Genomic DNA, 19,818 nt, shown 5'->3' on the forward strand with positions numbered 1-19,818 from the left:
ATTTAAATGAAAAGAAGCGATCAGAAAAAACGAAAAAGCTCTATCCCATACTTTCTAGGTGCCGCAGCTGTTGTAGCAATAGCTGGTGGGGGATTTATTTATTACCAACATTCTCAAGAAACCAAAACTGTTAATGAAGCGAAAACAACGATTAAACAATTTGTGAAGGCACTTGATAAAGGAGATTATCAAAAAGCAACGACCTTATTAGTACCAACTACAAAAAACTCAGAATGGACGACTCAAGAAATTTTAGAAAAGTACCAGAATATCTATGATGCTGTTGATATAAAAGGATATACCGTATCGGACCTAACTGTCGAAAAGAAAAAAAAGGATACCTATACTTTTTCTTATACAGCTAAAATGAGTACAGCTCTGGGCGAACTAAAAAATCTAAATTTTGAAGGGTCGCTAACTCGCGAAAAAGATGGACCAAAAATCAATTGGCAACCCAATTTAATTTTTCCTACTATGGAAAATGGGGACAAAGTTAGCTTGAACACACAAGAGGCAACTCGTGGTGAAATACTAGATCGAAATGGCGAAGGATTAGCAACCAATGGCCAGCTGAAGCAACTAGGCGTCGTGCCAAGTAAGTTGGGCGAAGGCGCTGAAAAAGAGGCAAACATCAAAACACTTGCTGAACGAACACAGCTGACAGAAGACACAATCAATCAAGCCATCTCACAGAGTTGGGTTCAACCAGATTATTTCGTTCCACTCAAAATCATCGATGGGGAAACACCAGAATTACCTGCTGGTGCAACTATTCAAGAAGTAACTGGGCGATACTATCCTTTAGGTGAAGCCGCTGCGCAATTAATTGGTTATGTAGGAGATATTACTGCCGAGGATATTGAAAAGAATCCAAAATTAAGTAGCGTAGGAAAAATTGGACGTTCTGGTCTGGAAATGGCTTACGACAAAGAATTACGTGGAACTAATGGTGGAAAATTAGTTATCACAGACGAAAACGGGAATGAAAAAAACGTGCTTCAAGAACAAGAAGTTAAGAATGGTCAATCAATAAAATTAACAATTGATGCAAAAGCTCAAAAGATTGCTTATGATGAATTAGGTGGAGAAGCTGGCTCAACTGTAGCAACCACACCAAAAACAGGCGATTTACTCGTTTTAGCAAGTTCACCAAGTTACGACCCCAATAAAATGACTAATGGCATCTCTGAAAAGGACTACCAAGTATATGCCGATGATAAAAACCAACCATTTATCAGTCGTTTTGCTACTGGCTATGCACCGGGCTCTACATTTAAAATGATTACTGCAGCGATTGGCTTAGACAATGGCACACTAAATCCTGAAGAAAATTTAACTATTGATGGATTAAAATGGCAAAAAGATTCTTCTTGGGGCTCTTACGAAGTTACGCGGGTAAGCGATGTAGCGCAAGTTGATTTACGAAATGCGTTGGTCTATTCTGATAATATTTATATGGCACAGCAGACATTGAAAATGGGAGAAAAAGCTTTCCGCTCAGGCTTAGATAAGTTCATTTTTGGTGAAGAGTTGGATTTACCTATCAGTATGAATCCTGCACAAATTTCGAATGAAGATAGCTTTAAATCAGAAATTTTGTTAGCAGATACTGGCTATGGTCAAGGAGAATTATTGATTACGCCGATTCAACAAGCAACAATGTATTCTGTTTTTGCTAACAACGGAAAGCTTATCTATCCTAAGTTAGTTGTAGATGCGAAAACAAAAACCAAAGATAACGTGATTAGTGACGCCGCTGTTCAAACAATCTTGCCAGACTTGGAAGCTGTTGTAACTGATCCTAATGGGACTGCGCATTCTTTGGCTAGCTTAGGTATTCCTTTAGCAGCAAAAACAGGTACAGCAGAAATCAAAGAAAAGCAAGATGAAAAAGGACAAGAAAATAGTTTCTTATTTGCTACAAATCCAACCAATCAAGGCTATCTCATGGTTAGTATGTTAGAGGATAAAAAAGAAGATGACTCTGCAACAAAACGAGCACCAGAATTAATAAACTATCTAAATGCAATTTATCAATAAAGGTTGTGGCGCAAAACGCTTAACTCCGAAAATAACGAGCAGTCACTCAAAATAGCCCTTCATATTTTGAAGGGAATGCAAGCTATATTGAGGAGTTGTTTCGAGAATACCATCTATCCAGAAAAAGTAGGTATGACAAAAGACTTGTCATATCTACTTTTTTATTGTTCTAGGGTAGTTAACTCGCACAACTGAGAACATAAAAACCTCTCAAAAAAAAATTATAAAAAGTAGTTGACAAATAGTTCGGTGCCGAACTATAATAACCAACGAAATAAAGTTCGGTACCGAACTAAAAGAAAGGAATTTTGAAGATGAGTGAATTATCTGAACGTTTGATGAAGCAACTACGTTTTATTAGTGAAGCAAGCAATGCTTTTATGAGTCAAAAAAAGCAAAAGTTTACTGGACAACAACGAGTATTGGCGATTTTACGACTAGAGGATGGGTTAGTCCAAAGCTACCTTGCTGAAGTTTTAGATTTACGACCAAGCTCGTTGGCGGAACTAATGAAGAAAATGGAAAAAAGTGGGGATGTTACTCGCGAAGAAGATGAAAATGATAAACGAACAAAACGTGTTTATCTAACAGAACAAGGAAGAGCAAAAGCAGAACAGAATGCATCCTTCAAACAAGAAAACCAAAGCGAAATCTTTTTTGCTGGTTTAACTGAAGAAGAACAAACATCTTTCAGTGACTTGCTAGAAAAAATTTCTAGTGGTTGGAGTGGCGAATTTTATCGTCAATCAGAAAAGTTTATTGATCCATTAGATCGTTTCCAAGTGATGCAGGAAATGCGTGAAGCTTTATTTGAAGAATACGGTGGAGATTGGCAAAACTTACCACCTGAAGATTTACGAAAAATGCGTCGCGAAATGAAACGAATGATGCGAAAATCGCCATTTGGCGAACGTGGTGGTCGTCCAGATTTCCCACAGGATTTTCCAAACCGATTTGGTCGTGATTTTCGACGTGACTTCTGGCGAGGTGGTCCGAACAGAGGGCAACAACCATTTAACAATGATGATTCTCATAGGAACAAGGATGATGAATGGGAAGATTTTTAAACTATCAAAAATTTTAGAATGAGTTTTTAGGTATTAGGAGGAAAAGAACATGGCACGAGGTGGCGGCGGACAACCCGCAAGATTTGCTGAAGAACTACCAGCATCTACTGGAACATTTAAATTCAAAGATTTTATGAAATTGATTAACAGTGTAAGCTCAAAGAAAGGGTTATTTTTATTTGGGATCTTACTCAGTTTAGTGACAAGTGGAGCAAGTTTGGTAGTCCCACAGTTAACAAAAGGGCTGGTTGATACTAGCGAATTATCAAAAATTGACGGGAAAATGGTCGCAGTGCTGCTTGTTGCATTTGCTGTTTATCTTGGTTTTGGAACGATTGGCGGTTTTTTACTTCGTTATGTTGGTGAACATTCCGTTAAGTCTTTAAGAGAAAAATTATGGGCACATTTGCTTCATTTACCTGTAGGTTATTATGATGAACATAAATCAGGTGAAAGCAGTTCTCGTTTAGTAAATGACACAACGGTGATCAAAGATTTAGTGACGACACAATTTCCAAACTTTATCACCGGGGCAATCCAATTAGTTGGCTCAGTTATAATTTTGGTCTTTATGGATTGGAAGATGGCAACATTGATGTTTGTCACAGTACCAGTTGTCATGATTATCATGATCCCAATTGGTAAGATGATGTCTAAAATTGGGCGCCAACTACAAGGTGCAACTGCTGATTTTAATGCGGATGCTACAGAAAAACTTGCTGAAATCCGTTTGATCAAATCAAGTAATGGGGAAGAAGCGGAAAAAAATAGTGGTCGTACGTTTATTGAAAAGATTTTTGTGTTAGGTGTCAAAGATGCGAAAATCGAAGCTGTTTTACAACCAATTATGATGACAGCGATGCTTGGATTATTTGTTGGAATCCTTGGGTATGGCGCGGTACGCGTTCAAGCAGGTACGTTAACAAGTGGTGAATTAGTGGCATTTCTTTTGTATCTGTTTAATATCATCACACCCGTAACAAGCTTTGCGATGTTTTTCTCTCAAGCACAAAAAGCCATGGGAGCAACAGAACGCATCCAACAAATTCTGGAAACGAAGATTGAAAAGAACGGTGAAATTTCTGTCAATGTTGCAGGAAAAACGATCCAAGCAGAAAATATTTCTTTCAGCTATGAAGAAAATCATCCAATTCTAAAGGATATTTCATTCTATGCAAAACCTAATACAGTGGTTGCTTTTGCTGGACCAAGTGGTGGCGGGAAGTCAACGATTTTCTCTTTACTTGAACGTTTTTACCAACCAACAGCAGGTAAAATGACTGTTGGCAACCAAGATATTCAGTCGTTTGATTTGAGTGAATGGCGTTCACAAATCGGCTATGTATCACAAGATAGTGCTGTTTTTGCTGGAAGTATTCGAGATAATTTGCAATACGGTCTGGGTAGGACATTAAGCGATGACGAGCTTTGGCACGGGTTAAGTTTAGCGTATGCCGATCAATTTGTTCGTGATTTCCCTGAACAATTGGATACCGAAATTGGCGAACGTGGCGTGAAATTATCGGGTGGTCAAAAACAACGAATTGCAATTGCCCGTGCATTTTTACGAAACCCACAAATTTTGATGTTAGATGAAGCAACTGCAAGCTTGGATTCACAATCAGAAGAAAAAGTCCAACGTGCATTAGATCATTTGATGAAAGGTCGAACAACCTTAGTCATTGCCCATCGTTTATCAACAATTGTTGATGCCGATCAGATTTATTTCATTGAAAAAGGAACGGTTACTGGACATGGGACTCACAGCGAGTTGATTCATTCCCATCGTTTATATGCTGAGTATGTCAATGAACAGATCGTTAATTAAATTTTTTCATAAATAGTAAAACAAGGTAGAACAAAACACATTGTTTTGTTCTACCTTGTTTATTTTCAATTTGATTTTAATTGGCTTTAACAGCATAAATTTTTCTCGTAAAATGTTTTAAAATCAATGGAGAAACTAAAGTCGTTAGTAAAATGATAATCACTAGTGGGGAATAATATTGTGCTTCAATCAACTTACTCTGTTGTCCTATTTGTAAAATAATCAAAGCCATTTCACCGCGCGAAATCATTCCCGCACCAACCATCAATGAACTATTCCCAGAAAAACCAGCAACTTTTGCACCAAGATAGCCACCGACCAGTTTCGTCAAGATTGCAATAATCGTGAAGGCTAGAATGAAGAATAATTGACTTCCAAAATTAGTAAAATCAACCTCTAAACCAACACTGACAAAGAAAACAGGGATAAAAATAGAATAACCCAGAGCTTCGACATTACGATAGACTTCTTGTTTAACTTTTGTTTGACTAACAGCAATTCCTGCAAAAAATGCGCCAATTACTGAACTAAGGCCAACTAAGTCTGCCACAAAAGACATACCTAAACAGATGACCAAGGAAACAATAATCACAGCAGAATTCGCATAAATTTTTCCTGCAAAAGACATCAATAGAGGGGCAATCCATTTAACTAACAAGAAAATAAATACAAAATAAATCACTTGCTCCAATAAAATCAGTGGGAGAGGTGTTTGGCTAGAAGTATCACCAGTTAAGAATGAAAGACTCAAACTTAGCACTAAGACGACTAAAATATCATCTACTACAGAAGCTCCTAGAATAGTCGATCCTTCTTTGGTGTTGACCACATTTAATTCCTTCAATACCTCAACTGAAATACTTACTGAAGTTGCTGCAAGGATGATTCCAAAAAACAAGGCTTCATTTAACGGAACGTGAAAAGCTTCGCCTGTGAGCCAACCAAAAACTACTGGAAATAGGATTCCCAATAAAGCTACAAACATGCCTGGTTTAAAATACTTTTTAAGTAAAGATAAATCACTTTCTAAGCCTGCAAGAAACATTAACAAAATTACACCAATTTCGGAAAAATCATGCACTAAGATGTTGGGATGTACCCAATTTAAACCTGCCTGTCCTAAAATCACGCCAACTAATAACTGTCCAATTACAGCAGGAATCCCAATACGACGTGAAAGATGTGAACCAAGAGTTGTCGCAATCAAAATCAGACATAGGGTTCCAATAAATTCCATTTGATCATTTCCTTTCATTTGAATAAAAAAGAAACAGAACACCTGCTAAACAAAAATCAGGCGAACCATTTCCTTTTGATACGATTAATACTTAGATTAGTTGATCGTCATTTTTTTTAATTTAAAAAAACTGATTGCTTCTGATACGCCCATAATGATTAATATCACGCCAAAGATTTGGAATAACACTAACAAGCTAGCAAATGGATTGAACAACAGAACGATTCCACCAATCAATAGCAACACACTGTAGATAAGCCATGGTGTTGATTTCATATTCAATCCCATGATCAATTGGAAAATGCCATTACAAATAATCGCTAAGCCTAACAGAATCGGTAAAATCGAAGCAATAGCTGGTGCAAAGAACAACACAACCAATGCTAAAATAAGGAAGACGATTCCACTAAACAGGCCAAAGCCCCAACTTCCAACTTGTTTTTTACGTTTATAATCTTCAAATAAATTAAACAGACCTAACAAGCAAAAATAAGCAGTAATTAGATAACCAATGAGATTAAAAACAGCTCTTGGATTAATAACAATCAGTACGCCTAAAATGATATAAATAATAGCTCTGACTAAAGCATAAGTTTTAAAATTTCTTTTTAATCCTTCTATCATATGAAAACCTCCTTTTCTTTTATTCTATAACATAAGACGTTAGTTTGCCAAGAAAACTGATTAGTATTCGCCAATAAAAAATAAGATAGCTTATTTTAGAAATAACAAAGTAATTAAAAATTTAACAGCGCTAATAATTCATTTTCATTCGAAAATAAAATTGCATCATTTATCAAGACACTTGGAACATCGGTTTGCGGAATAGGTTGATTGGTAATGATCAAATCAAATATGCTTAAATCATAGTCAACGATCTCTTCCTCTGTGATTGCTACCATATCTGAACGAATTTTGTGTAAAGAAAGCGTTGCATGGACATAGTTACCAACATATTGGCTATGATTGATTCCCATGTCACTGACAACTAAGATTTTTTTAGATGATGCAATGCTTTGATTGATTCCTGGATAACCATTCAATAGCCAAAAAATATAAGAAGAAGAATGGTTGAGTAAATTGGTTTCCAATAAGGCGGAAAAGAAGTGTAGTTCTGCTTGAAGTCTTGCATATAAATGGAGTTGAGTAAAGTGAATATGTCTTGTGAATAAGGTTGCTCGTTGGGTTAATTCCGTCGTGTCAAACGGGATTAATTGAGAGAATAAATAAAGACAAGTCAAGAGATGCACAATAAAATCGACTGCATCTCCGGTGAGCTTCTCTGTTTGTGAAAAAGAATTAAATTTTAGATTCGCCCTAATTTTTTTACTGATGTCATTTTTTTCTTCATATGAATACTGCTGGAAGGGACCTTTTTGAAAATGGTAAAGAACTTCTTGATACGTAGCCAGGTCTAATTCAGAGAAATACTGACACAAAAAGACATAATCTTCATGGTTGATTTTCATCTGCTTAAGTGCTTGTTTCTCTGAATAAAGTACAAATCCCTGATTCTCTCGTTCCAAGCTAACCATGAAATACATAATAAAAAAAGTGTGTTCGTAACTATTGTCACCACTGACAATATTCAGTTGACAGTGATTACGACGCATTAATTGTTTCATTTCCTGCTTGTCCGCTTGGTACGGTAGTGCATAGTGACCATAATAGATCAAAAAGAAAAAAGTGACGAAAATCCGTAATGATAATTCACCTTCTGTGCTTGTCAATTGATAGCCTTGGTCAACAACGATTTTCAGTGAATATTTCTCTAATACTTGATTACACTGTTTCAATTTTCGAGCAAAGGAGGAACGGCTGATACAGATAGCGTCACAATAATATTCAATTGTATTGCCTGGATTTTGAATAAATTCATTTAAAAGTTGGGTATTTGTTGAAGTTTGTGCCATATCCGTGAGCATTTGTAGGTAAACCGAGACATTGAATCTCTCCAAGCGATAGCCAAGTTTATGAGAGGTTTGAATCGTTAATGCTGTTCCCCAACGCTGTTTGATCTCTTCAACATAACGAATAAACGTAGACTCAGAACTTCCAATATATTTTGCAAGTTCTTTTTTAGTCATCCATTTGTCAGAAATGGATAATATTCTAATAATTTCTTCCATTTTCCTATAATTTTCTTCCAGTAGCCTAATCATATTTTTTCCTCCCCAACCCTTTACTTTAATGAAACAACCATCGAAAGAATGAAGCAATCTCATAAATGAAACCGCTCGGTATAAAAACTGGTGTGATTTAATTACTGGCTTCTTCGTATAATAATTATTAGATTAGAATAATGAAAAATTATGCCGTTAGCTATTCTAATTGAATTATTGACCCACAAAGGAAAGGAGAGAATAGAAATTAAATTATTGAAGAAACTTGGGATTATTGGTGCTGTGCTACTACTTGTTTCATCTTATTTAATGCCAATTACTGTGAATGCAGAAACTGTTGATACCGTTGAAATCATGTCAGCGCAGATAACGACAGATGAGAATGACCAGACCTCTTTACAAGTGGATCTGAATCTTATCAATCAGACAGATAAGGCATTAAAAAAGGAAATCAAGTTGACAAATGCTCGCTTGATCGATACAAAAGAACGTCAAAAAGATGGTTACTCTTATCAAGTAGGAGATCATATTCTCAGTTTAACAATTGCGAGTGGAACACATCAGCAAATTCAACTTTCGTTAGCTGTTGATTCTCAATCCTTAGATGTCACCCAAACACCTAAGTTATTGTACGAAAAAAATGAATTTGAAGTATCTATCACGCCTGAGAAAACTGTGAGTGAAACGACTCCAAAAGAAACGGAAACAGATAGCACAACAGATAACACTATAGCAGAAGATAATGATGTCAAGCCAGCTGATGAAGAAATCGTTCGTCCGTTTGCCCAATCAAAAATGACTGCAGCAGCTGATCTTTCTCAAAAGGCACAAGAGTCGATCATGCCAGAGTACACGACAGACAGCTCAGGAACTTATCCAACAGCTAGTTGGCAACCAACGAATAATCAGCAAGTTATCAATCACCAAGGGAATAAAGAAGGAAGCAGCACCGAATGGGACGGAGTAACTTCGTGGAATGGTGATCCACTAAACAAAACGAACTCGTATATTGAATATGGTGGTACTGGTGACCAAGCAGATTATGCTATTCGTAAATATGCAAAAGAAACTTCGACGCCAGGACTATTTGACGTCTACTTAAATGTTCGGGGTAACGTTCAAAAGGAGATCATACCATTAGACTTAGTTTTGGTCGTTGACTGGTCAGGAAGTATGAACGATAACAATCGAATCGGAGAGGTCCAAAAAGGGGTCGATCGTTTCGTCGATACTTTAGCAGATAGCGAAATTACTGACAGTATTAGCATGGGCTACGTTGGATATTCAAGCGATGGCTACAGAAATGGCACAGTTCCGATAGGCTCGTTTGACTCTGTAAAAGACCCAATCAAAAATATCACACCAAGTAGTACAACTGGAGGAACATTTACACAAAAAGCATTACGTGATGCCGGTGACATGCTAGCAACGCCCAATGGACACAAAAAAGTCATCGTTCTATTAACGGATGGCGTACCGACATTTTCATATAAAGTCAGTCGTGTTCAAACTGAAGCAGATGGTAGCTACTATGGTACAGAATTTACGAATCAACAAGATACACCAGGAAGCACTTCCTATATTTCAAGTAACTACAATGCGCGTGATCAAAATAATACGAACCGCCGAATCAATAGTACGTTTATCGCGACGATTGGTGAAGCACTAGCTTTAAAACAACGTGGTATTGAAATTCATGGATTAGGTATTCAATTACAAAGTGATCCTCGTGCTAACTTATCGAAGCAAGAAGTTGAAAATAAAATGCGCCAAATGGTTTCTGAAGACGAGAATGGTGATTTGTACTATGAATCAGCTGATTATGCGCCAGATATCTCTGATTATTTGGCAAAGAAAGCCGTTCAAATTGCAGGGACTGTCGTTAACGGAAACGTTACTGATCCAATTGCCGAACCATTTATTTATGAACCAGATACTTTAAGTATTAAAAGCGTCGGAGCCGTCCAAGTTCCCTCTATGCCAAGTGTCACAATGAATGGAACAACGGTGAAAAGTGATGGTATTTATTTAGGTAAGCAACAAGAAATTCAAATTCATTATCAAATTAGGCTACAAACTGAGTCAGACTCATTCAAACCAGATTTCTGGTACCAAATGAACGGTCGAACAACTTTTCAACCAATGGCAACTTCAAGTGAACTTGCAGATTTCGGTGTTCCTTCTGGTAAGGCTCCTGGAGTCAAATTGAATTTCAAAAAACTTTGGGAAGAATTCGATCAAGACACAAGCAGTCGACCAGAAAACGTTACTTATGAAGTCACACGTAAACAAGTAACGAATTCAGCGAATTGGCAGACTGGTTACATCAAGATTTTGAAACCTGAAAATGACACTAGCAACACATGGGAAAGAACCAATATCACACAGTTATCCAAAACAGCTGATGATTCTTATGATGAAACCCTTAGTCTTCCTCAATACAACAATCAAGGGGAAAATTTCAGCTATCAGATGACTAATGAAGTTGCAGTGCCAGGTTATGACCAAGAAAAAGTCGATGAGACAACTTGGAAAAACACGAAGCAATTCAAGCCATTAGATTTGAAAGTAATCAAAAATTCTTCAACTGGTGAAAAAAATCTCGAAGGAGCAATTTTTGAATTAACTGGAGATGGTGTAAAAACAAGTTTGATTGACAACCAAGATGGTAGTTATTCGTTACCTAAAGAAATTCGTTTACAAAAAGGACAGACCTACACACTGACAGAGCTCCAGGCTCCGAACGGTCATGAACTAGGTGAAAAGACAACTTGGGACATTGAGATCACGAACCAAGGTACAGTGAAGATCGATGGGAAAGAAGTCACTGCGACTAACCAAGTAATTTCATTAGAAATTGAAAACCAATTTTCCGAGTTGCCAGTCAATATCAGAAAGTACACGCTTCAAAACGGTAACCAAATCAATCTAGCAGATACAACATTTGAATTGCAAAGAAAAGATGAGCAAGGTATCTATCAAAAAGTAGGTACTGAAAAAACAGATCAAACGGGGATTGCGCATTTTGTGATTGATCAGTCGGGAATGTATCGAATGGTCGAAACTTCTGGTCCAGTCGGGTATGACACGCTCGCTGGAAATTATGAATTCGAAGTTGATAAATATGGACAGATTCATTATGCAGGTAAGAATGTCGACGAAGAAGCAAAAGAATGGACAATATCTCACGAAAATCATTTAAAAGCTTTTGATTTGACGGTTCACAAAAAAGCGGATAATCAAACAGCGTTAAAAGGAGCAAGATTCCGCTTAACTGGTCCAGATACAGATATTGAATTACCAAAAGATGACGAAGACACAGATACATTCCTCTTTGAAAACTTGCAACCTGGTAAATATACGTTAACGGAAACATTTACTCCTGAAGGTTATCAAGGCTTAAAAGAACCTATTCAACTTGTGATTAATGAAGATGGCACAGTAACTATTGACGGAAAAGGAATCGATGATGTACTCGTCACTGGTGAACAAAACAACCAAATCAGCTTAGATGTAACGAACCAAGCAAAAATCCCTCTACCAGAAACTGGTGGAATTGGTCGTGTTTGGCTCTACTTGATTGCTGTAATTAGTTTAGCAACAGTCGGTGGTTATCTATTCATCAAGCAACGACCAGAAGGAGAGGTGTAACGAATGAAAAACGCGCGATTATTAAAACTGTGTGTGTTCGTTCTTGTACTTTTCGGCTTTTCACAACAAGCATTAGCAGAAAATACGCAGGCAAACGTTCAGATTACTTTACACAAATTACTATTTCCTGAAGGTCAGTTACCTACAGAACAAGAAAATTCTGGTGAAGAAGGTACCTTACTACAAAATTATCGTGGGCTCAATGATGTGGATTATCAAGTATTTGACGTAACGGATTCCTTTTATCAGTTACGCAGTGGGGGAGATTCTGTTCAATCAGCTCAAACTAAATTGGCTCAAACTGGCGCTTCAGCTGGGGATCTGGTTGCTGAAGGAACAACAAGTCATGTAAACGGTGAAGATGGGATTTTATCTTTCACTTTGTCAAGTAAAGATGAAAAACAACGTGATAAAGCTTATTTATTTATTGAAGTTAACGCACCAGAAGTTGTCAAAGAAAAAGCAAGTAATCTGGTCGTGATTTTACCAGTACAAGATGCAAACGGCGCTGATTTGTCGACAATTCATCTTTACCCTAAAAATGAAGAAAATGCGTACGACCTACCACCACTAGAAAAAACTGTGTTGGAGGGAGAATCTGGATTTACTGTGGGTGACGCTGTTCACTATCAATTAAAGACAACCGTTCCAACAAACATCTTAGATTATCAACAGTTTCGTATTTCAGATACTGCTGATCCAGTGCTGACACTTTTACCACATACACTGAAGGTATCCGTGGATGGCCAAGAGTTAACCAATGGCTATACGACAAAGACGCACGCACATGGATTTACGTTAGATTTTTCAATTCAAGAACTCCAGAAATTTGCGAAGAAACAACTAGTAATTTCTTACCAGATGACACTAGGAAAAGATGCGAAACCTGATACAGCTATTCTGAATGAAGGTCGTTTAGACAGCGACAAACATTCCATCACAAAGAAAACAGCTGTACGAACAGGTGGCAAACGATTTGTTAAAGTCTCTAGTGAAAATCAATCAGAAAAACTGTCTGGGGCAGTCTTTCTCGTAAAAGACCAAGCAGGTAACTACTTACATGAATCAGCTAGTGGCTACATTTGGAACAAAGAGAAGCAAACAGCACAGCAATTTTCATCTGACCGTTCTGGAAATTTTTCAGTTAAAGGTCTAAGAGATGGACATTATTTCTTAGAAGAGATCAAAGCTCCTGATAATTACGTTTTAAGTCAGGAAACAATTCCATTTACGATTACAGAACATTCTTATTTATCTAATGGGCAAGAGACGACGCCTTTAAAAATCGTCAATAAAAAGATAAAACATTCAGGACTATTACCAAAAACAAATGACCAACAAACCGTTTGGTGGGGACTACTTGGAATAGTATTAATTGGCGTAGTCATTGGTTGGATCTTTTATCAAAAACGAGGAGCAAAAAAATGAAACAGTTTAAAAAAGTTTGGTATTTATTAAGCACATTGTTACTGACCTTGCCACTTTTTACAGGTCTATTAAGTACAGTTCCAGCTTTTGCAGCAGAAAATGATGGCACAGCAAAAGTTATCTTACACAAAAAGAAAATGACTGATTTTCCTGACCCATTAATTCAAAATAGTGGGAAAGAAATGAGTGAATTCGACCAGTATCAAGGGCTAGCTGGTGTCACATTTAGTGTTTACGACGTGACAGCAGAATTTTATGCACAACGTGAAGCAGGTGCAACAGTTGATGCTGCTAAGCAAGCTGTTCAAGGATTAACAACAGGCACACCATTTGCACAAGGTACAACCGATGCGAACGGAAACGTCAGCTTAGATTTACCAAAAAAACAACAAGGTAAAGACGCAGTTTACACCATCAAAGAAGAAGCAAAAGATGGCGTGACTGCTGCAGCAAATATGGTCGTTGCTTTTCCTGTTTATGAACTAATCAAACAAGCAGATGGTTCTTACAAATACGGAACAGAAGAATTAACAACTATTCATCTTTATCCAAAAAATATTGTAGCCAACGATGGTGCACTACACGTCAAAAAAGTTGGTACTGCTGAAAATGAATCTTTAAATGGCGCAGAATTTGTTATCTCAAAAACAGAAGGAACTCCAAGCGTCGTAAAATATATCCAAGGTGTGAAAGATGGGCTTTATACTTGGACAACTGATAAAAACCAAGCGAAGCACTTCATCACTGGAAAAGACTATGCAATTGGTGAAAATGATTTTACAGAAACAGATGCTGCAACTGGTGAATTGACAATCAAAAATCTTGAAGTCGGTTCTTATGTACTAGAGGAAGTTAAAGCACCTGATAATGCAGAATTAATTGAAAGCCAAACAAAAACAGATTTTACAATTGAAGCTGATAACCAAACAGCTGTAGAAAAAACAATTAAAAATGACACATCAAAAGTAGAAAAAACAACCCCTAATTTAGATGGACAAGACGTTGCAATTGGCGAAAAAATCCAATATGAGATTTCTGTTAATATTCCTTTAGGTATTGCAGATAAAGAAGGCGATGCAAATAAATATGTTAAATTCAATCTGATTGATACCCATGACGAAGCCTTGACTTTTGACAACATTGCTTCAGGTGACAATGCCTATGCACTTTATGATGGCGACACATTAATTCCACCAGCAAATTATCAAGTGACAGAACAAGAAAATGGCTTCACTGTAGCAGTTGATCCTGCATTTATCCCTTCATTGACGCCAGGCGGTACTTTGAAATTTGTTTACTACATGCATTTAAATGAAAAAGCAGATCCAACTAAAGGATTTAAAAACGAAGCTAACGTAGATAACGGACACACAGATGATAAAACACCTCCAACCGTTGAAGTTGTTACTGGTGGGAAAAGATTTATCAAAGTGGATGGCGACGTTTCATCAGCGCAAGCTTTAGCAGGTGCTTCATTTGTCGTACGTGACCAAGATAGTGACACAGCTAATTACTTGAAAATCGATGAAGCAACAAAAGCAGTTACTTGGGTGAAAAACAAAGAAGATGCCACTACTTTCACAACATCGGCAGATGGGCTAGTAGACGTAACAGGGTTAGACTACGGAACGTATTACTTGGAAGAAACAGTTGCTCCTAACGACTACGTTTTATTAACAAATCGAATTGAATTTGAAGTTGATGAACACTCATACGGAACAACTGAAAACTTAGTTGCTCCAGAAAAAGTTCCAAACAAACACAAAGGAACTTTACCTTCAACTGGTGGTAGAGGAATCTACTTGTACATTGGTACAGGCGCTTTATTACTGGTTGTTGTAGGGCTATACTTTGCTAAACGTCGCAAAGAAAATGTATAGAAGCTAAGCTTGTGTTAAAAAGTGAAGCAAGACTTTCGGTTTGAAAAACAATCGAAGGATTCTATCTACCAAAACAATAAAAGAGCCTGAGACATTGTGTTGTCCTAGGCTCTTTTATTTATTGATCTTCATCCAAGGAGGAATCCATGAAACGTAAAAACAGACGACGAGTGATCGACAGCATAATGATTCTTTTATTGTTCATTGGCATAGGTGCTTTAGCTTATCCTTTTGTCAGTGATGCTTTGAATAACTACCTCGATCAACAGATCATTTCTCATTATCAAACAAAAGCCAATCAAGAAAATGCGGATGCAATGGCAAAGTTACAAGAAAAAATGGAAACGAAAAATCAGCAACTGGCTAAGGAAGGTGGAAATCCGGGACTAGATCCTTTTTCTGAACAAAAAAAACCAGATAAAAAACCAGATAAAACTTATTTTGAAAGTCATACGATTGGTGTCCTGACGATTCCAAAAATCAATGTTCGGCTACCTATTTTTGATAAAACGAATGCATTGTTATTAGAAAAGGGGAGTTCCTTACTAGAAGGTACTTCTTATCCTACTGGTGGCGCTAGCACTCATGCAGTAATTTCTGGCCACCGAGGGTTACCACAAGCAAAGCTTTTCACTGATTTACCTGAGTTAACTGAAGGTGATGAATTTTATTTGGAAGTGAACGGCAAAACGCTCGCCTATCAAGTAGATCAAATCAAAACGGTTGAACCTACGGATACGCAATATCTGCATATCGAAGAAGGAAAAGATCTAGTAACTTTATTGACTTGCACACCTTACATGATCAATAGTCATCGCTTATTAGTGAGAGGACACCGTATACCCTATACACCAGAAAAAGTTTCGAAAGGAATCAAAAAAGTCACTCAGCGCCACCAACTTTTACTATGGGGTATTCTTCTAAGTACATTGCTCCTGATTAGTTTATTGTTGCTCTTCTTTTACAGACGACACCAACGAAAAAGCATGTAAGTAAATGACGATAAAACTGGCTCACGCTAAATAAAATCATTTGCCACTAATTTTTCTGGTAGAGGATTTCACTAAGCGTGAGTTTAGTTGTTTTTCAGCTATTAGTTGACGATAATTCATTGATTCATTAGAATGTAACATGAACTGATTCCCAAGATGAAAGCAAGTGAACTTGCAAGATTAGGAGGAAATCCATGATTGTCAACCAAGAACATGCAAAAAAAGCCAATACAACACCTGAAACTACACATAGAAATAAGGAACTCTTTTTAGATAGTGCTGACCAATCCACATTTTTCAATCGTCACTTTACCAATTTCAATAATGTAAGTATTTCAGCAACTGAAAACAATTGTCACTTAGACACAACAGTCTTTAAAAAATATAAAAAAACTTTTTTTGAGGATTGGATTGTACCTGAACAAGTATAAAAAGCGTCTAACGAAGAATTTATTTCAGTTTTTTAAAAAATAAAAGAACGGAATGGAGAATTTCATGAAAGAATTTTATTATTGGCTAGACGAGTGGGGACGTAATGATAAAATGCGTTATATTTTTCTTATTGCATTTCTTTCCGAATACTCAGTCAATAAAGTAGATTCCTTTTTTCACATCCCTGAATTTTTCCACTTCTTATTTATTTGCGGAGCCTTTTTATTAGGTGCGAGCATTCGCGCAACTTTTTATTACAAAAAACACCCGCGTAAAAATTCTCAGCGAAAAAATTGACTATTCACCTTGTATTAGACAACTGAAACCAATGATTGGTTTCAGTTTTTTTATTCTTCACTGTAATAAATCGGTGTTCGGCTATTTTGTTCATGATCCAAATAAAGTAACATCTCTTTGATTAACCGCTCCTTCATCCAGAGCAGTTTTAAACCGACAAAACGGCTGATCTTCGATACCTACAACTAATTGAACCTCTGAAATTTTGATTCCATACTTACCAATAAAATCAATGGTCAAAAGGACGGATGACCATATAACAAGTCTCGTCGGAATGGATGCACTTCGATTGCTAAAAGTTGTTTTAGACATTATATCTCTCGGCATAACCACTGGATGCGACTATATAATTAATTCAAAAGCCCCAAGTTGTATTGAACTTTTACAACTCGGGGACTTTTAACTTCTGTCTTTATTTTTTGGGCTCACTTCTCAAGATCTTTTCCATTTTTTTACCTTTGGCTAGCTCATCGACCAACTTATCAAGATAGCGAATTTCTTTCATTAAAGAATCTTCCATTTCTTCCACACGAATGCCACAAATTACGCCAGTGACCAGCGATCGTTTGGGATTCAACAAGGGTGCTTCTTCGAAAAAAGTTTCAAAGGTTGCTTCCTTAGCTAATTGATTCTCTAATTCATCCTGAGTGTAACCCGTTAACCATAAGATAATTTGATCGACTTCTGCTTTTGTTCGCTGTTTCTTCGTCGCTTTTGTGACATAGTGGGGATAGACACTAGCAAAACTAGTTGTGTAAATTCGATGTTTAGGCATCTTTTTCCTCCTAATTTAGACTATTAAGACTAGTTAAACATATTTAAATGAAGTATTTTCCAATGGTCGATTTAAAAATTGTCTGTTGAGAAGAAAAAGAATTATGCAAAATATTCTGGATATCTTTCTACAACTGATTCTTGCTCATTCAACATCATATGCAAATGTAGAATCGTCAAAAAACGAACTTCTTCAGGATTTTTAGCCACTAGTGCATCAAATAATTGCTGATGCTGGTTCGTGATAGTTTCCCAAGGCAACCCAGAAATCGTTACTCGCAACCAACGAAATCGTTCTAAATGTGTATTATGATTGTCTAACCAATTCCAAACTTCTTTGCGCTCGGCAATGTCAAAACAAGTCTCATGGAACAAATTATCCGCGTAGAAAAATCCACGTGCATCTTGTTCTTCAATTGTTTTTTGTTGTAAATTTAATATTTCTTGTAATCGTTGTTGTGTTTCAGGAGTTAGTTTTGTACAACACTCAACCATGATTTGTTGTTCGAGTTGCTCACGGACAAAGCGTGCATTTTGTGCAGAAGCCAAATCAATTTTTGAAATATAGGTACCACTTTGAGGAATCGTATAAACAAGTTCTTGTTGACGCAGCTGTATCAAAGATTCACGAATAGGGGTACGGCCAATATCAAGTAAGTCTTCTAAACTTTTTTCAGAAATTTTGCGTCCCGGTTCTAAATCTGAAAAAATAATTCGTTTTCTAATTTCCTGGTATGCTTGATTTTGTAAGCTATCCATCATGTTCATTCCTCCAACTCACCATCAATATCTGTTTTATTATAGCAGAAAACCATTTAAAAGTATGTTATGCAACCAGTGGACATTTGGCTTATTTTATAAAAAACGACATGTAACATGTTACGCAAAATGTAACATGTTCTTTTTGTTTTCTATTCTTTTCTTAAACTAGAAAAGCCCTTACAACTCATAAGAAAAACTAGTATGCTCAACATGTCAAAAGAATTACTCGAGTATAAACGACAAAATAAATAACTGAAGGAGAATGCAAGATGCAAAAACGTGACTTTATCGATACAAATGATTATTCAAGAGAAGAAGTAGATTACTTGATTGAATTGGGATTAAAATTAAAAGAATCAATTGCGAATGGGTACTATCCTCCATTATTGAAAAACAAAACGTTAGGAATGATTTTTGAGCAATCTTCTACACGCACACGTGTATCTTTTGAAACAGCTATGACACAACTAGGTGGGCACGCACAATACCTTGCACCTGGACAAATTCAATTAGGCGGGCACGAAAGTCTAGGAGACACTTCTCGCGTTTTATCTCGTTTGGTAGATATTTTGATGGCCCGGGTAGAACGTCATAACTCAGTAGTTGAATTAGCCAAGACAGCAACAATTCCTGTAATCAATGGCATGAGTGATTACAATCATCCCACTCAAGAGCTAGGTGACATCATCACCATGACCGAACATCTGCCAGCTGGCAAAAAATTGAGTGACTGTAAAGTTGTTTTTGTCGGAGATGCGACACAGGTTTGTGTTTCTCTAATGTTTATTGCAACAAAAATGGGGATGAACTTTGTTCAATTCGGTCCAGAAGGATTCCAAATCAAACCAGAAACATTGGCCATTGGTGAAGCAAATGCAAAAATATCTGGCGGAAGCGTATTAATTACTGAGGATGCTGATCTTGCAATGAAAGATGCAGACTTTGTTTATACCGATGTTTGGTATGGCTTGTACGAAGCGGAACTATCCGAAGAAGAACGAATGAACGTGTTCTATCCAAAATATCAAGTCAATGCAGACTTAATGAAAAAAGCTGCGCCACACGCTAAATTTATGCATTGTCTACCAGCTACTCGTGGTGAAGAAGTAACTGACGAAGTATTGGATGCACCTTGCTCAGTTGTACTAGACGAAGCTGAAAACAGATTAACAGCGATGCGGGCTTTATTAGTTTACTTCTTAAATCCGTACTTAAACTATGCGAGTGAAGCAGTGGCAACAACATACGATAGTGAATTTGAGCGTCTATTGCGTCAAACAAAACAATACGAACGCAAAAATTAAAGT

At 36.9% G+C, this 19,818-nt stretch carries 16 protein-coding genes; 10 read left to right on the top strand and 6 right to left on the bottom strand.

Annotated elements, in window-relative coordinates:
- The first annotated feature begins 6 nt into the window (after positions 1–6).
- The 3 genes from pbp4 (at position 7) to JZO71_RS02140 (ending at position 4,935) form a co-directional block, all read left to right on the top strand.
- Complete coding sequence (gene pbp4 / locus JZO71_RS02130; RefSeq protein WP_206897951.1) at positions 7–2,040, top strand: penicillin-binding protein PBP4(5); 2,034 nt, start codon at positions 7–9, stop codon at positions 2,038–2,040.
- Between the two features lie 314 nt (positions 2,041–2,354).
- The gene (locus JZO71_RS02135; protein WP_206897952.1) at positions 2,355–3,107 is read left to right on the top strand and encodes a MarR family winged helix-turn-helix transcriptional regulator; all 753 of its coding nucleotides are present in this window, start codon (positions 2,355–2,357) and stop codon (positions 3,105–3,107) included.
- Positions 3,108–3,240: 133 nt separating this feature from the next.
- On the top strand, positions 3,241–4,935 hold the full coding sequence (locus tag JZO71_RS02140; RefSeq protein WP_242590356.1) for an ABC transporter ATP-binding protein: 1,695 nt from the start codon (positions 3,241–3,243) through the stop codon (positions 4,933–4,935).
- Between the two features lie 76 nt (positions 4,936–5,011).
- Here the strand turns inward: JZO71_RS02140 and JZO71_RS02145 are convergent, their stop codons facing one another.
- The 3 genes from JZO71_RS02145 to JZO71_RS02155 all read right to left on the bottom strand — a co-directional run bounded on the left by JZO71_RS02145 (position 5,012) and on the right by JZO71_RS02155 (position 8,334).
- Entirely contained in the window at positions 5,012–6,172 is a 1,161-nt protein-coding gene (locus JZO71_RS02145; protein WP_206897954.1) for a cation:proton antiporter, read from the bottom strand.
- Positions 6,173–6,268: 96 nt separating this feature from the next.
- On the bottom strand, positions 6,269–6,796 hold the full coding sequence (locus tag JZO71_RS02150) for an HdeD family acid-resistance protein (protein ID WP_206897955.1): 528 nt from the start codon (positions 6,794–6,796) through the stop codon (positions 6,269–6,271).
- A gap of 113 nt (positions 6,797–6,909) precedes the next feature.
- On the bottom strand, positions 6,910–8,334 hold the full coding sequence (locus JZO71_RS02155) for an AcpB/EbpR/MafR family transcriptional regulator (RefSeq protein ID WP_206897956.1): 1,425 nt from the start codon (positions 8,332–8,334) through the stop codon (positions 6,910–6,912).
- A 150-nt stretch (positions 8,335–8,484) separates the two neighbouring features.
- On the opposite strand from JZO71_RS02155, the gene JZO71_RS02160 reads away from it, so the two are divergent.
- The 6 genes from JZO71_RS02160 to JZO71_RS02185 all read left to right on the top strand — a co-directional run bounded on the left by JZO71_RS02160 (position 8,485) and on the right by JZO71_RS02185 (position 16,975).
- Positions 8,485–11,946 carry a vWA domain-containing protein gene (locus JZO71_RS02160; RefSeq protein ID WP_206897957.1) on the top strand — a complete coding sequence of 1,154 codons (3,462 nt, stop codon included), beginning with the start codon at positions 8,485–8,487 and terminating at the stop codon, positions 11,944–11,946.
- 3 nt (positions 11,947–11,949) lie between these two features.
- Entirely contained in the window at positions 11,950–13,374 is a 1,425-nt protein-coding gene (locus JZO71_RS02165) for a SpaH/EbpB family LPXTG-anchored major pilin (RefSeq protein ID WP_206897958.1), read from the top strand.
- Complete coding sequence (locus JZO71_RS02170) at positions 13,371–15,254, top strand: SpaH/EbpB family LPXTG-anchored major pilin (protein ID WP_206897959.1); 1,884 nt, start codon at positions 13,371–13,373, stop codon at positions 15,252–15,254. Before JZO71_RS02165 ends, JZO71_RS02170 begins: the two co-directional genes overlap by 4 nt.
- A 146-nt stretch (positions 15,255–15,400) precedes the next feature.
- Complete coding sequence (locus JZO71_RS02175) at positions 15,401–16,246, top strand: class C sortase (protein ID WP_206897960.1); 846 nt, start codon at positions 15,401–15,403, stop codon at positions 16,244–16,246.
- A 194-nt stretch (positions 16,247–16,440) separates the two neighbouring features.
- Positions 16,441–16,677, top strand: coding sequence for a hypothetical protein (locus JZO71_RS02180; RefSeq protein ID WP_206897961.1), 237 nt, complete (start codon positions 16,441–16,443; stop codon positions 16,675–16,677).
- A 64-nt stretch (positions 16,678–16,741) separates the two neighbouring features.
- The gene (locus JZO71_RS02185) at positions 16,742–16,975 is read left to right on the top strand and encodes a hypothetical protein (RefSeq protein WP_206897962.1); all 234 of its coding nucleotides are present in this window, start codon (positions 16,742–16,744) and stop codon (positions 16,973–16,975) included.
- A gap of 90 nt (positions 16,976–17,065) precedes the next feature.
- Here JZO71_RS02185 and JZO71_RS02190 read toward each other — a convergent pair whose 3' ends face one another.
- The 3 genes from JZO71_RS02190 to JZO71_RS02200 all read right to left on the bottom strand — a co-directional run bounded on the left by JZO71_RS02190 (position 17,066) and on the right by JZO71_RS02200 (position 18,511).
- Positions 17,066–17,287 (bottom strand): hypothetical protein, encoded by a 222-nt coding sequence (locus JZO71_RS02190; protein ID WP_206897963.1) that lies wholly within the window; start codon positions 17,285–17,287, stop codon positions 17,066–17,068.
- Positions 17,288–17,387: 100 nt separating this feature from the next.
- Positions 17,388–17,750, bottom strand: coding sequence for a DUF2200 domain-containing protein (locus JZO71_RS02195; protein ID WP_206897964.1), 363 nt, complete (start codon positions 17,748–17,750; stop codon positions 17,388–17,390).
- Positions 17,751–17,851: 101 nt separating this feature from the next.
- Positions 17,852–18,511 (bottom strand): GntR family transcriptional regulator, encoded by a 660-nt coding sequence (locus tag JZO71_RS02200; protein ID WP_206897965.1) that lies wholly within the window; start codon positions 18,509–18,511, stop codon positions 17,852–17,854.
- A gap of 269 nt (positions 18,512–18,780) precedes the next feature.
- On the opposite strand from JZO71_RS02200, the gene ptcA reads away from it, so the two are divergent.
- Positions 18,781–19,815 (top strand): putrescine carbamoyltransferase, encoded by a 1,035-nt coding sequence (gene ptcA / locus JZO71_RS02205; protein ID WP_206897966.1) that lies wholly within the window; start codon positions 18,781–18,783, stop codon positions 19,813–19,815.
- Positions 19,816–19,818: the final 3 nt, after the last annotated feature.

The sequence above is a fragment of the Candidatus Enterococcus courvalinii genome (assembly GCF_017315945.1).
Lineage (GTDB): Bacteria > Bacillota > Bacilli > Lactobacillales > Enterococcaceae > Enterococcus_B > Enterococcus_B courvalinii.